This window comes from Thermobifida alba, assembly GCF_023208015.1.
GTDB lineage: Bacteria > Actinomycetota > Actinomycetes > Streptosporangiales > Streptosporangiaceae > Thermobifida > Thermobifida alba.
Genome location: NZ_CP051627.1, coordinates 217,501 through 230,341, shown reverse-complemented (window position 1 = coordinate 230,341; position 12,841 = coordinate 217,501). Strand labels below are relative to the sequence as shown.

The following is a 12,841-nucleotide window of genomic DNA, read 5'->3' as shown; positions in this document are numbered from 1 at the left end:
TGCACCCACCCGGTGTCGGCTCCCCGAACCCCCGGGATAACATCCACGCTATCAGTTAGTGCATTAATGGTTTGGGCACTAAGTCCCAGATCGGACGGGACCTTCGACCCGGTGGGCCGCGGGTCCGATGGGAGGCACGAGCATGGCGAACCGACTGGTGGAGACGGCCGCCCCGCGCAGGGCGGTCCCCAGAAAGGCCGTCTTCTGCGCGTTTCTGGCGGTCCCCGCGCTGATGACCGGCTGGATGCGGTTCGGCCACCCGCTGTGGGCGGTCGCCGCCGGAGTGGTCCTGGTCCTCACCTTCGCCGTGGCCGCGCTCTCCCACCGGCGCCACGGGCTCTTCGGGCCGCGGCGCGGGGTCGTGGAGCTGTACGGCGGCCCCCTCGACGGCGAGCGCCTGGACCTGTCCGGCCTGTCCGAGGAGCAGCTCTCCGCGGGACTCACCCTGCCCGTCCGCGGCGGCGGCAGCTCCCGCTACGCCCCGGACGCCGCAGGCGTCCTGCGCCACGTCGGCGACGGGTGAGGACTCCTCCCGGCCGCGGCCCGGAAGACGACCGGGCGGGCGGCCCGGCACGGCGGCTCCGCGGCCCGGAACAGGGCGCGGCTGGGCGGGGAGCGCAGACGGAGGAGGCGGCGATCTGCTGCCGGAGACGACGGGGAGCCCGCCGGAAGGTAGGCCGGGCGGGACTCGAACCCGCGACCCAGGGATGATGAGTCCTGGGCTCATGCGTTCACGGTGCCGGCCGGGCGGCCGTGGCGGGGTACCGCCCCGCGGTGGCACCCGCCGCAGCCGCGCCGGTCCCGACGCTGATCGCGCCGCCGGTACGGGCCGGTACCGGGCAGCTGAATGAAGCGCGGCCCCCGCCCACCAGCACGGTGGACGGGGGCCGCGCTCGTTTCTACGGTTACCCGTGCCGCCAGGACGGGCCGTCGGGGGAGCCCAGCCAGACCGTGTGGCCCCGCGCTCCGACGGTCAGCCCGAACTCCTCGACCCCCGGGCGGCCTCGCTGGTCCCACCAGGCGTGCGCCTGCTCCAGTTCGTCCCACAGTCGGCGCGGCCCGCCCTGCTCGACCCGGTCCTCGTACACCCGCGCCCACGACGGCGAGTCGGTGGCGGAGAGCCAGATCACCATGCCCTCGGGGCTGCGTCGCATGCCGAACCGCCAAGCGGGGAGCATCAGCATCAGCGGCAGCACGACCGTCCCGTCGAGCAGGAGGTCCTGCCCGGCCTCGATCGGGCGGATCTGGTCGGCGGTGGCGTTCAGGTCGTGCGGTGTACCGCCCCTGTTGCGCTGGGCGCGCAGCCACATGAACGACAGGCCTTGGATGAACCGGCCTTCGGCGGTGTCGCCGCGCACCCGGAGCCGGGCGAGCACACCGCCCGGGCCGGACGGCTGGGGCGACCACGGGGTGACGACCAGGCCGCCGTCGCGGATCTGTACGAGCCAGTCCTTCGGGACGTCCCGCACCGTGCAGGTGGCGATGATCCGGTCGTAGGGTGCGAGTGCGGGGAACCCGGCCGCACCGTCGCCGGTCACGACCCGTGTCCGGTATCCGGCGGCCTCCAGTGCGCCCCGCGCCCGCTCGGCGAGCACCGGGTCGACCTCGACGGTCGTGACCCGGTCCGCATCCCCCACCAGTTCGCAGAGGAGCGCGGCGTTCCATCCGGTGCCGGTGCCGATCTCCAGGACCCATTGGCCGGGGTGGACGTCCAGCGCGTCCAGCATGGCGGCCATGATGCTCGGCGCGCTGGAGGACGACGTGGGGAGGCCCGGTCCGTTCTCGGCGCCGTCGTCGACCTGCGTCACGACCGCGTCGTCGGTGTCGACCAGGCGCCGCCACCGGTCCGGGTCGGCGGCCCGGTCCACGGGTCGGCCGCGGTGCCAGATCCGGTCGGGGATGAACGGGTGGCGCGGCACCCGCGCGAACGCCTCGGCGACCCGGTCGGACACCCCCGCCGCGCGCAGTGCTGCTTCGAATGTCATGCTCAGACCTTCCCGCTGCCGCCGCACGCCTGACATGCCACCCACCTCTGGTGGCTCTTGCCCTGCGTCTGTCCGTCCGAGTAGACCCAGCTCCCGCCGTCACCGTCGCAGGCGCCACAGTCCTTCTTGCTGTTGTTGTCGTCGGTGTCTTTCTTTCCCCAGGCCATGTTCTTCCCTATGGATACGAGCTCCTGCCGCCGGTGTGTCGACGGGAGTGATCTTCTGTGGTTGACCGCCCGGCCTCGGGCCAGGGGCAGGAGGGCCGGGCGGCCGGTTGGGGAGGGGCGTCCCAGCGGAAGGCGGGGGCGCCCTTAGGGCGTCGCCTCACCCCCGAGAGGCGACGGGACCGGTTCGATGCGGTCGACGGGCAGCAGCACCGGGTCGCTGACCAGGTCCTCTCCCGTGGGTCGCGCCCGTACCTCGGGAGTGAGCGACCCCGGAACGCCGTACCCGATGACGGTGTAGCGCCGGTTGAACGGCTGGTAGCGGATCAGGGAGCCGAGCGGGTAACGCCGCCGCATCTCCATGTAGGCCAGCTGGCCGGCGATGTGGTGCAGCTGGTCGGCGAGCTTCGCGACGGCCCCGGACGACAGGCGTTCGCCGTCGGGGCCCACCACCGTGTCGTCGTGCACCTCGTAAGCGACCACAAGGCCTCCTTCAGCGGACGCCGCGGGGCACCGGGTACCCGCCGGGCAGCTGTTCGCGTAGGCACCGCTGCACGAGCAGCTTCGGGTCGAGCTGCTCGACCATGTCCGCGGTGACTCGGGTGAGGAGCAACGCCTTCTCCCGCTGAGGGTCGGGCTGCTCCGTGCGGTGCACGGCCACCAGCCGCCCGGTGGCCTCCCGGGTGATCAGCCAGTCCGGGTAACGCGACCGAAGCGTCTGCAGGTCGTCAGCCATCCGACGCCTCCTGCTCCCGCAGCCGCTCCTGGGCGTCGAGCAGCCGACCGAGCTCGTCGACCGTGTCCGCGGTCAGGGTCGAGCGCAGGCCTCGCGTCTGCTGCCGGGGGGTCAGGAACTCGGAGCGCTGCGCCATCCATGGGCCGTGCGTGCCGTCCTGCCCCCGGGATCTCCAGATCATCCAGTCGGGGTGGCTGGCTTCGAGATCCTCTGCTCCGGTCGGCCATGGTCCCAGCAGGTCCAGGCGCTGGAGTTCGCGCTCGCTCGGCTCCGTCATGTCTCACCTCACGGCGGGTCGATTCGGTGACTCGGTGAGATGGACGTTACGAAACGTCGTCGAACACTCCCAGTGACGAAGAGCCCCCGTTCTGGACGAGGGCTCTCCGTTCGGGTACGGAACGTACCCACGCCGCTGGTCAGCGGTTATGGGGTGACAGCGAGGAAGTCGGCGAGATCGCGTTGCTGTTCGGAGGGCATACGCTTGGCGGCGGCCAGCAGGTCCTCGGTGATCTCGCGTGCGGTCTGCTGGTAGCGCAGCCAGACGGGCGCCTGCACGCGCAGGCGGGTGAGGATCTCGGTGGCGCGGTCGGTGTCGCCGAGCTGCAGGTGGGCGTGGGCGCGGTCCAGCAGGTGGCGGTGCCAGTCCGACGGCATGGTGCGGCCCACCCCGACGGGCAGCTGCTCGGTCAGGGCCAGCGCCTGGTCGGGCGCCCCCATCACGAGTTCATGCTCGGGGCCCTTCAACGCCACGGTGAGCGGCCCCCAGGCACGCCAGCCGACGGTGTGCTCATGCTCGCGGCCCAGCGGCGCGGCTGCGGCTACAGCGACCCGATGGTATTCGCGTGCCTCGGCCGGGCGGTTGTTGCGTGCTGCGGCGGCTGCGGCACGCAGCATCAGCCATCCCCACGCCGAGAGCTGGTCCGGCGTGGCCTTGGAGATCTGCGGCTCCACTCGGTCAGCCGCGGCGACGCACAGGTCCTCGACCTCCCGGAACCGCCCTTGGCGCATGAGAGCCCACGCCTGGCTGCTGATCGCAGCCGCGGCCAAGGACTTGTCCTCGATGGCGAGCGCGTCGGCGAGGCTGTCGCGCAGCGCCATCAGCGCCAGGTCGTGCTCGCGGATCTGGATGAGGTAGCGGCCGATCGCGCCGAGCGCGTCGGAGCGCAGCCGCCGTGCCTCGGCCTGCTGGTCGCCGTCGAGGGCGGCGACGTGCTGGTGGGCGGACCGCACCACGGCGGGCGCGAGCTCGGCCACCGTGTCGTAGCGGTCACCGTGGTAGGCCAGCGCGACGGTGCGGACGGCATCGCGCAGCATGCCCAGGTCCGGCTCGGCATCGCCGTTGAACTTGAACAGGGGCTGTCCGTCGATGCCCGTGGGCGGGTTGATGGCCGAGCGGATCTCGGCCAGGGCGGCGTCGTTGTGGGCTGCGGGCACCGGCTCTGGGGACCGCGGGGCCGCGAACGTGAGCGTGACCACGCCGAGTGCGCGAGCGATGGCGTGGTAGGTGGACATGCGCGCTGCCGCCGCTCTCGATCTTCTTGATGACGTCGCGTGACAGGCCGGCCTTGGCCGCCAGGTCCTCCTGGGTGAGACCGCGACGGCGGCGCAGGTCTCGGATCTGGGCGCCTATGGTGCTATCGTCCTTCATGAGTAATCCCCGTCCTGCTGGTCATACCGTCGACGCCAGCATAGGACGGGGATTTCTGCGTGTCAGGAGTGTGAGGAGACGTTACTCAGCGGTGACGTCGTCCAGCCCGCCACCGGTGTCCTCGGTGGGGGCGTCCCAGCACATCATCGTCCCGTCGGGGTTGAGGTAGGCCAGGTGGCCGCCCGGCTCGCCGATGTCGGACTGTTCGACGCCGCGGGTCGGTTCCTCGCCGGGCAGCAGGACCACGGTGCTGTCGAACGACGGCAATACCCCGATCCACGGCGCGCTCGTGGCGTTGCCGTCGATGCCGGTGATGGTCTGCCGCGTGGCGGCCTGGACGGCGATGTCGGGGCGCAGCAGGCCGCGGGCAAGTCAGCGCGCAGCCCGTGGTGGATGCTGCCGACGACGCTCTTGGCCACGCGCCCGGCGTAGACGCTCAGCACGATGAGGGTGTCCACCGCGGCGGCGATGGCGTGGGAGCGCCAGCCGGTCTCACCGCCCTGGGTCCGTTGTCGTGTTCGGGCACGAGGTGTCCGGCGACTGGCGGACACCGGTCACGGAAATCGTCGGCAGCCGGTGAGGAAACCAGTGAGGAAAAGCGGGCTGGCGGTCAGATCGGCTGTCAGGAGTCGCCTGGGAGCGGGACCGGCTGCATACCAGGTGGCGGCGGGTAGGCCGGGCGGGACTCGAACCCGCGACCCAGGGATTATGAGTCCCCTGCTCTGACCAGCTGAGCTACCGGCCCGCGCGAAAAACCGGGCCCGGAAGGGTGGGCTCCGCACACCAGACCGGTCACGGACCGGCCAGGACGTCCGCGATTCTAGCAGGGGGGCCGTCGGGCCGAAGGCGCGGAAATCCCGCCCCGCCACCGCGACCGGGCTCCCCGGGGAGGCGGAAGATCCCACTTCAGCACCCCTGTGCCCGCCGGGACGCCACCGTGGGCGATGTCAAAGGCATTCGACATCGTGTCCGGTATTTTTTACATTCCCGGCGTCGGCTCCGTACTCGTCCGGGAGGGAACATGGCACGGGAGGACCAACGCGCGCGGCCCGCGGCCGCGCCCGGTGCGGCAGTGCGGACCGCCGCCCGCCGCCGGGGGCTGCGGCCGTGGTGAGACCGGTCCGCATCACCAACCGCATCCGCGCCCTGCGCTTCGCGCACGGGGAGATGACCCAGGCGGAACTGGCGAGGCGTGTGGGGGTGACCCGCCAGACCGTCATCGCCGTCGAGCAGGGCCGCCACTCCCCCTCCCTGGAGGTGGCCTTCCGGATCGCCCGGGTGTTCGGGGTGCCGGTCGACGCCGTGTTCTCCTGCGCCGAGGAGGCGGAAGCCACCCCGTGAGGACCGCCGCCCCCGCGTCCGGCGCGGCCCCTCTTCGCGTCGGACGGAGCGATCGGGTGCGGAAAGCGGGCAGTATGGAGGGGTGAGCCTCATCGATCATCTCCCCAAGGGCACCGCCGACCCCGACACCCTGTTCGACGCCTTCGCGCTGTGGGCCGAGGAACGGGGGCTCACCCTCTACCCCCACCAGGAGGAAGCCCTCATCGAGGTGGTGTCGGGGTCCAACGTCATCCTCAACACCCCCACCGGCTCCGGCAAGAGCCTGGTGGCCACCGGCGCGATCTTCGCCGCACTGGCCCGCGACGAGTGCAGCTTCTACACCGCGCCGATCAAGGCCCTGGTGTCGGAGAAGTTCTTCGACCTGTGCGAGGTCTTCGGGACCGAGAACGTCGGCATGATGACCGGCGACGCCAGCGTCAACGCCGACGCGCCCATCGTGTGCTGCACCGCCGAGGTGCTGGCCAACATCGCGCTGCGCGACGGCGCCGACGCCGACATCGGCACCGTCATCATGGACGAGTTCCACTTCTACGCCGACCCCGACCGGGGCTGGGCCTGGCAGGTGCCGCTGCTGGAACTGCCGCAGGCGCAGTTCCTGCTCATGTCGGCCACGCTCGGCGACGTCACCCGCTTCGAGGAGGACCTGACCCGCCGCACCGGCCGCGCCACCAGCGTGGTCTCCTCGGCCGAGCGCCCGGTCCCGCTGTTCTACTCCTACCGGACCACCCCGCTGCACGAGACGCTGGAGGAACTGCTGGAGGCCCGCGAGGCCCCCATCTACATCGTGCACTTCACGCAGGCCGCCGCGGTGGAGCGCGCCCAGTCGCTGATGAGCATCAACATGTGCTCCAAGGCGGAGAAGGAGGCCATCGCCGCGGAGATCGGCAACTTCCGCTTCACCACCCGGTTCGGCCGCAACCTGTCCCGCTACGTGCGGCACGGCATCGGCGTGCACCACGCGGGCATGCTGCCCAAGTACCGGCGGCTGGTGGAGCGGCTGGCGCAGCGGGGCCTGCTCAAGGTCATCTGCGGCACCGACACCCTGGGGGTGGGCGTCAACGTGCCCATCCGCACCGTGCTGTTCACCGCGCTGTCCAAGTACGACGGCTCCCGGGTGCGCCGCCTCAGCGCCCGCGAGTTCCACCAGATCGCGGGCCGCGCGGGACGGGCCGGGTTCGACACGGTCGGCAACGTGGTGGCGCAGGCCCCCGAGCACGTGGTGGAGAACGAGAAGGCGCTGGCCAAGGCGGGCGACGACCCGAAGAAGCGGCGCAAGGTGGTGCGCAAGAAGCCGCCGGAGGGGTTCGTCGGCTGGGACGAGGCGGTCTTCGAGAAGCTGATCAACGCCCAGCCCGAGCCGCTGACCTCCCGGTTCAAGGTGAGCAACGCGATGCTGCTGAGCGTCATCGCCCGCCCCGGGGACTGCTTCGCGGCCATGCGGCACCTGCTCACCGACAACCACGACGACCGCAAAACCCAGCGCCGCCACATCCGCGAGGCCATCGCGATCTACCGGTCCCTGCTGGACGGCGGGATCGTGGAGAAGCTGGAGGAGCCCGACGCCGAGGGCCGCACCGCGCGGCTCACCGTCGACCTGCAGCCGGACTTCGCGCTCAACCAGCCGCTGTCCACGTTCGCGCTGGCCGCCTTCGAGCTGCTGGACCCCGCCTCGCCCAGCTACGCGCTGGACGTGGTGAGCGTGGTCGAGGCCACCCTCGACGACCCCCGGCAGATCCTCGCCGCCCAGCTCAACAAGGCGCGCGGCGAGGCGGTGCAGCAGATGAAGGCCGACGGGATCGAGTACGAGGAGCGGATGGCGCGGCTGGAGGAGATCACCTACCCCAAGCCGCTGGAGGAGCTGCTGGAGCACGCCTACGAGACCTACCGGCGCGGCCACCCCTGGGTGGGGGACCACCCGCTGCAGCTCAAGTCGGTGGTGCGCGACATGTACGAGCGCGCGATGACCTTCACCGACTACATCGGCCACTACGAGCTGGCCCGCTCCGAGGGGCTGGTGCTGCGCTACCTGGCCAGCGCCTACAAGGCGCTGACCCAGACGGTTCCCGAGGACGCCAAGACCGAGGAGCTGCGCGACCTGATCGAGTGGCTGGGCGAGCTGGTGCGCCAGGTCGACTCCAGCCTGCTGGACGAGTGGGAGCAGCTCACCAACCCGGCCGAGGAGCTGCCCGAGGACGCTCCCGTGGAGACCAAGCCCAAGCCGGTCACCGCCAACCAGCGCGCCTTCCGGGTGCTGGTGCGCAACGAGCTGTTCCGCCGGGTGGAGCTGGCCGCGCTGCGCCGCTACCGGGAGCTGGGCGAGCTGGACGGCGAGGACGGCTGGGACGCCGAGGCGTGGGAGGAGGCCATGTCCGCCTACCACGCCGAGCACGAGACGCTGGGCACCGGCCCCGACGCGCGCGGCCCGCACCTGCTGCTCATCGAGGAGCGGGAGGACTCCTGGGAGGTCCGGCAGGTCTTCGACGACCCGGAGGGCAACCACGACTGGGGGATCAGCGCCCGGGTGGACCTGGCCGCCTCCGACGCGGAGGGCCGTGCGGTCGTGCACGTGACGGCGGTGGACCGCAAGGACTCCTTCTGACCCTCCGCCGCCCGGCCGCCGCCGTCGGCCGTCACGCCCCCGGCGCCCCGAAGCGGCCGGGGGCGTGCTCACCGCCGGTCGAGCAGGTGGGCGTTGACCCGGCGCACCAGCGGGGCCAGTTCGGGGACCTCCACGACCTCGCGCCCGGCCGCCCGCAGCAGTTCGGCGCCCTCGCAGTCCACGAACAGGTCGGGCTCCCGCCAGGCGAACACCACCCGGGGGATCGGGGTGTCCAGGATGAGGGCCGTGCACGAGCGGGACCGGGAGGCGCGGGTGCTGCACGGCTCCAGCGAACTGTAGAGGGTGGCCGTGGCCAGGCGCGGGTCGTCGGCGGCCAGGGCCCGCAGCGCCGCCTCCTCGGCGTGGTCGTGCGGGTCGTCGCGGCGGGAGTAGCCGTCGGCGAGGACCGTGCCGTCGGCGGCGGCGACGAGCGCGCCGACGGAGAACGCGGTGCGCGACGGCGGGCAGGAGCGGGACAGCTCCACGGTCCGGCGCAGCAGGCGCAGGTCCTGGTCGGTCGGCCGGGTCACCGCTCCTCCCCCGCCGCGTAGTGCAGCACCGCCGTGCCGCCCGCGTTCCGGACCGAGACCAGCCGCAGGGGCCGTTCGGGGCGGTGCGGGAACACCCCCGGGTGGACGAAGCGGGGCGCCTGCTCGTCGCCGACGAAGAACGGCGCGACCGCCAGGCGCAGCTCGTCGACGAGGTCGTGGGTGAGGAACGCGGTGTGCACCGCCGTCCCGCCCTCCACCAGGAGCCGGCGCACCCCGCGGCGGGCCAGGTCGGCCAGGACCCCGGCGAGCCGCACCGGCTGCCCCGCCGCGACCGCCTCCACGCCGTCGAGGCCGGCGAGGCGCCGCCGGGCGGCGGGCAGCGCGTCGTCGGCGACGTACACCAGGCATCCGGCGTCGCCGGTGGTGAAGATCCGTGCCGCGGGGTCGAGGTCGCCGCTGCTGCTCAGCACCACCTTGCGCAGGTGGGCGGTGCGGCCCTCGGCGAGCCGGCGCCGCTGCCGCTCGGGGGAGCGCACCAGCAGCCGCGGGTTGTCGGCGCGCACGGTCCCCGCGCCCACCAGGATCGCGTCGCAGGACGCGCGCAGTTCGTCGACCTCGTCGAAGTCGGCCTCGCTGGACAGCCGCAGCCGTTCGGGGGAGGCGTCGTCGATGCGGCCGTCCAGCGACACGGCGCAGCTGAGGATGACACGGGGGCGTTCGGCGGTCATGCCGCCCAGGCTAGCGGGCGCGCCCGGCCCTCCCGGCGCTGCGGCGCGTCGCGGCCGGTTCCGGTCCGCGCGGTTCCCCGACGGGTCCCCCGGAGGAGCCGCACTCGCCTCACCTCGCAAACTGACTGGACGGTATGTTACTGACCGTCCCCAGTCGACGGCGAGTCAGGAGTGACCCCATGACCGACGTGTACATCCTCGACGCGGTCCGCACCCCCTTCGGCCGCTACGGCGGCGCCCTGTCCGGCATCCGCCCCGACGACCTGGCCGCGCACGTGCTGCGCGCGCTCGCCGAACGCTCCCCCGGCCTGGACCCCGCCACCGTGGACGACGTCTACTTCGGCGACGCCAACGGCGCCGGCGAGGACAACCGCAACGTGGCCCGCATGGCGGCACTGCTCGCGGGCTGGCCCACCTCGGTCCCGGGGGCGACCCTCAACCGGCTGTGCGGTTCCGGCATGGAGGCCGCGATCGCCGCCAACCGCGCGATCGCGGTGGGCGACGCCTCCCTGGCGGTGGCGGGAGGCGTGGAGTCGATGAGCCGGGCGCCGTGGGTGCTGCCCAAGCCCGCCCGGGCCTTCCCGTCGGGGCACGAGACCCTGCACTCCACCACCCTGGGCTGGCGCATGGTCAACCCGGCCATGCCCGAGCGGTGGACCGTCTCCCTGGGGGAGAGCACCGAGCAGGTCGCCGCCCGGTACGGCGTCGACCGCGCCCAGCAGGACGCCTTCGCGCTGCGCAGCCACGAACGCGCCGCCCGCGCGTGGGCCGAGGGGACCTTCGCCGCCGAGATCACCCAGGTGCCCGGCGCGGAGCTGGACCGGGACGAGAGCATCCGGGAGACCTCGGCGGAGAAGCTGGCCTCCCTCAAACCCGCGTTCCGCCCCGACGGCACCATCACCGCGGGCAACGCCTCCCCCCTCAACGACGGCGCGGCCGCCCTGCTCATCGGGGACGCCGCCGCGGCCGAACGGGTCGGCCGCGAACCGCTGGCCCGCATCGTCAGCCGCGGGGTGGCCGCCGTGGACCCGGACGTCTTCGGCATCGGCCCCGTCGAGGCCGCCGAGACCGCCCTGCGCCGCGCCGGAATCGGCTGGGGCGACCTGTCCGTGGTGGAGCTCAACGAGGCGTTCGCCGCCCAGTCGCTGGCCTGCCTGAAGCTGTGGCCGGACCTGGACCCCGAGATCGTCAACCCCAACGGCGGCGCCATCGCCATCGGCCACCCCCTGGGCGCCTCCGGTGCCCGCATCCTCGGCACGCTCGCGCACGAGCTGCGCCGCCGCGGCGGCGGCTGGGGGCTGGCCGCCATCTGCATCGGCGTGGGCCAGGGGCTGGCCGTGGTGCTGCACGCCTGACCCCGGGCGAAGGCGCGCGGGCGCCCGGAGCGCCGTCCGGCCGCCCCGGCGCCTCCGCGCGGCCCGCCGGGTGCCGCGCGGGAGGACGCGGCGGCCGGATCAGCCGTCCCGCTCCGCCAGGAACTCCACGAGCGCGGCCGTGAGCTGGGCGGGCGCGTCCTGCTGCACCAGGTGCCCGGCGCCGCGCAGTATCCGCAGCCGCGCCCCGGGGATGAGGGCGGCCAGCTCGCGGCCCCGCTCCGGCGGAATCCAGGCGTCCTGCTCCCCCCCAGCAGACCAGGACCGGCAGGTCGAGTTCCGGGTAGCGCGGCCGCACCTGTTCGGTGTGGCGCTGGTCGGCCTGGGCGATCTGCCGGTAGAACGCGGCCTGCCCGCGTTCCCCGAGCCACGGCGCGACCAGCGCGTCCAGCACCGGCGGGGGCAGCGCACCGCGGGCGGCCGAGGACACGTAGGCGCGCACCAGGGCCTCGTGCAGGGGCGCGGGCAGCGCCTCGAACACCGGCGTGTGCTCCCCCACCAGGCGGAAGAACGGGGAGCCCCACGGGGCGAGCGCCACCGCGTCCACCAGGGCCAGCCTCCGGTAGGCGGCGCCGCGCAGCAGGTGCGTCCGCAGCGCCACCGCGCCGCCGACGTCGTGCGCCACCACCGCGGGCGCGGGCAGGTCCCACAGGTCCAGCAGGTCGGCGAAGACGTCCGTCTGCGCGGCCAGCGAGACGTCCTGGCCGTCGCGCTGTTCGGAGATTCCGTACCCGAGCATGTCCCATACGTACACCTCGTGGGTAGCGGCGAGGGCGCGGGCGACATCCCGCCAGACGTAGGAGGAGAACGGCGTCCCGTGCAGCAGCACCACGGGGTCGCCGGAGCCGAATCGGTCCCAGCGCACGGTGCCGCGGGCGGTCGTGTGGGTGCGGTGCAGCGTCCAGTGGGTCATGATCGTCACCAACACGCGGCCGCGCCGGCTGATTCCGCTCCGTCCCGGCCGACAGACGTGAGGAGATGACAAGACGATGAGTGTCGACGTGCACTACACCGTGGACGGTCCCGAGGACGCGCCGGTGGTGGTGCTCAGCGGTGCGCTGGGCAGCCGCCTCGACATGTGGGACCCGCAGATGGCGGGGCTGACCGGGCAGTTCCGGGTGGTCCGCCACGACATCCGCGGGCACGGCGGGTCCCCGGTCCCGCCCGCGCCCTACTCCATAGCCGACCTGGGGTCCGACGTGCTGCGCCTGCTCGACCGGCTGAAAGTGGAACGCGCGCACTTCGCGGGCCTGTCGCTGGGCGGCATGACCGGCATGTGGCTGGCGGCGCACGCCCCCGAGCGGATCGACCGGCTGGCGCTGCTGGGCACCTCGCCGAAGCCGCCGGGCACCCGGGAGGGGTGGGCCGAACGCATCCACACGGTGCGCACCGAGGGCATGGCCGCGCTGGCCCCGACCGTGGTGAGCCGCTGGTTCACCCCCGCCTACGCCGAACGCGAGCCGCAGACCGTGGCGCTGTTCGTCGACATGGTCGCGAACACCCCCGCCGAGGGGTACGCGGGCTGCTGCGCCGCCATCCAGCACATGGACCTGCGGCCGGGGCTGCCCTCGATCAGCGCGCCCACCCTCGTCGTGGTGGGCAAGCAGGACCCCTCCACCCCGCCGGAGCTGTCCGAGCTGATCGCCTCGGCGATCCCCGACGCCCGCCTGGAGATCGTCCCCGACGCCGCCCACCTGGTGTCGTGGGAGCAGGCGACCATCGTCAACGAGCTGCTCGTCGAGCACTTCGGCAAGTAGTCCCCTGTCCCCCGCGGCG

Annotated in this window: 13 protein-coding genes, 1 tRNA gene and 2 pseudogenes; 5 read left to right on the top strand and 11 right to left on the bottom strand. The window is 73.0% G+C overall.

Translation table 11 applies throughout. The features are described from left to right. The first annotated feature begins 142 nt into the window (after positions 1-142). Complete coding sequence (locus FOF52_RS01010) at positions 143-523, top strand: hypothetical protein (protein ID WP_248591945.1); 381 nt, start codon at positions 143-145, stop codon at positions 521-523. 382 nt (positions 524-905) lie between these two features. On the opposite strand, the gene FOF52_RS01005 is transcribed toward FOF52_RS01010, so the two are convergent. The 8 genes and pseudogenes from FOF52_RS01005 to FOF52_RS00970 all read right to left on the bottom strand — a co-directional run bounded on the left by FOF52_RS01005 (position 906) and on the right by FOF52_RS00970 (position 5,278). Next, positions 906-1,985: a methyltransferase domain-containing protein gene (locus FOF52_RS01005; RefSeq protein ID WP_248591944.1), complete on the bottom strand. Its 1,080-nt coding sequence runs from the start codon at positions 1,983-1,985 to the stop codon at positions 906-908. A gap of 311 nt (positions 1,986-2,296) precedes the next feature. After that, a complete protein-coding gene (locus tag FOF52_RS01000) occupies positions 2,297-2,632 on the bottom strand; it encodes a hypothetical protein (RefSeq protein WP_248591943.1) in 336 nt (111 codons plus the stop codon). Between the two features lie 10 nt (positions 2,633-2,642). Then, positions 2,643-2,885 carry a hypothetical protein gene (locus FOF52_RS00995; protein ID WP_248591942.1) on the bottom strand — a complete coding sequence of 81 codons (243 nt, stop codon included), beginning with the start codon at positions 2,883-2,885 and terminating at the stop codon, positions 2,643-2,645. Continuing rightward, positions 2,878-3,021: a hypothetical protein gene (locus tag FOF52_RS00990; RefSeq protein WP_248591941.1), complete on the bottom strand. Its 144-nt coding sequence runs from the start codon at positions 3,019-3,021 to the stop codon at positions 2,878-2,880. Before FOF52_RS00990 ends, FOF52_RS00995 begins: the two co-directional genes overlap by 8 nt. A gap of 287 nt (positions 3,022-3,308) precedes the next feature. Beyond that, on the bottom strand, positions 3,309-4,397 hold the full coding sequence (locus FOF52_RS00985; RefSeq protein ID WP_248593984.1) for a hypothetical protein: 1,089 nt from the start codon (positions 4,395-4,397) through the stop codon (positions 3,309-3,311). A 52-nt stretch (positions 4,398-4,449) separates the two neighbouring features. Beyond that, positions 4,450-4,533: pseudogene (locus FOF52_RS00980) on the bottom strand (hypothetical protein); the annotation flags it as partial. An 81-nt stretch (positions 4,534-4,614) separates the two neighbouring features. After that, on the bottom strand, positions 4,615-4,800 hold the full coding sequence (locus FOF52_RS00975) for a hypothetical protein (RefSeq protein ID WP_248591940.1): 186 nt from the start codon (positions 4,798-4,800) through the stop codon (positions 4,615-4,617). A 404-nt stretch (positions 4,801-5,204) separates the two neighbouring features. Next, a tRNA-Ile gene (locus FOF52_RS00970) sits at positions 5,205-5,278 on the bottom strand. A 362-nt stretch (positions 5,279-5,640) separates the two neighbouring features. Here FOF52_RS00970 and FOF52_RS00965 point away from each other — a divergent pair. After that, positions 5,641-5,874 carry a helix-turn-helix transcriptional regulator gene (locus FOF52_RS00965; protein ID WP_248591939.1) on the top strand — a complete coding sequence of 78 codons (234 nt, stop codon included), beginning with the start codon at positions 5,641-5,643 and terminating at the stop codon, positions 5,872-5,874. A gap of 82 nt (positions 5,875-5,956) precedes the next feature. After that, positions 5,957-8,473 carry a DEAD/DEAH box helicase gene (locus FOF52_RS00960; protein WP_248591938.1) on the top strand — a complete coding sequence of 839 codons (2,517 nt, stop codon included), beginning with the start codon at positions 5,957-5,959 and terminating at the stop codon, positions 8,471-8,473. A 68-nt stretch (positions 8,474-8,541) separates the two neighbouring features. Here the strand turns inward: FOF52_RS00960 and FOF52_RS00955 are convergent, their stop codons facing one another. Beyond that, a complete protein-coding gene (locus FOF52_RS00955) occupies positions 8,542-9,003 on the bottom strand; it encodes a cytidine/deoxycytidylate deaminase family protein (RefSeq protein WP_248591937.1) in 462 nt (153 codons plus the stop codon). Next, positions 9,000-9,692 carry a RibD family protein gene (locus FOF52_RS00950; protein ID WP_248591936.1) on the bottom strand — a complete coding sequence of 231 codons (693 nt, stop codon included), beginning with the start codon at positions 9,690-9,692 and terminating at the stop codon, positions 9,000-9,002. Before FOF52_RS00950 ends, FOF52_RS00955 begins: the two co-directional genes overlap by 4 nt. 179 nt (positions 9,693-9,871) lie before the next feature. Between FOF52_RS00950 and FOF52_RS00945 the strand changes: the two genes are divergently transcribed. Continuing rightward, complete coding sequence (locus tag FOF52_RS00945; RefSeq protein WP_248591935.1) at positions 9,872-11,047, top strand: thiolase family protein; 1,176 nt, start codon at positions 9,872-9,874, stop codon at positions 11,045-11,047. A gap of 99 nt (positions 11,048-11,146) precedes the next feature. On the opposite strand, the pseudogene FOF52_RS00940 reads toward FOF52_RS00945, so the two are convergent. Beyond that, a pseudogene (locus tag FOF52_RS00940) lies at positions 11,147-11,978 on the bottom strand (alpha/beta fold hydrolase). 76 nt (positions 11,979-12,054) lie between these two features. On the opposite strand from FOF52_RS00940, the gene pcaD reads away from it, so the two are divergent. Next, a complete protein-coding gene (pcaD, locus tag FOF52_RS00935) occupies positions 12,055-12,822 on the top strand; it encodes a 3-oxoadipate enol-lactonase (RefSeq protein ID WP_248591934.1) in 768 nt (255 codons plus the stop codon). Positions 12,823-12,841: the final 19 nt, after the last annotated feature.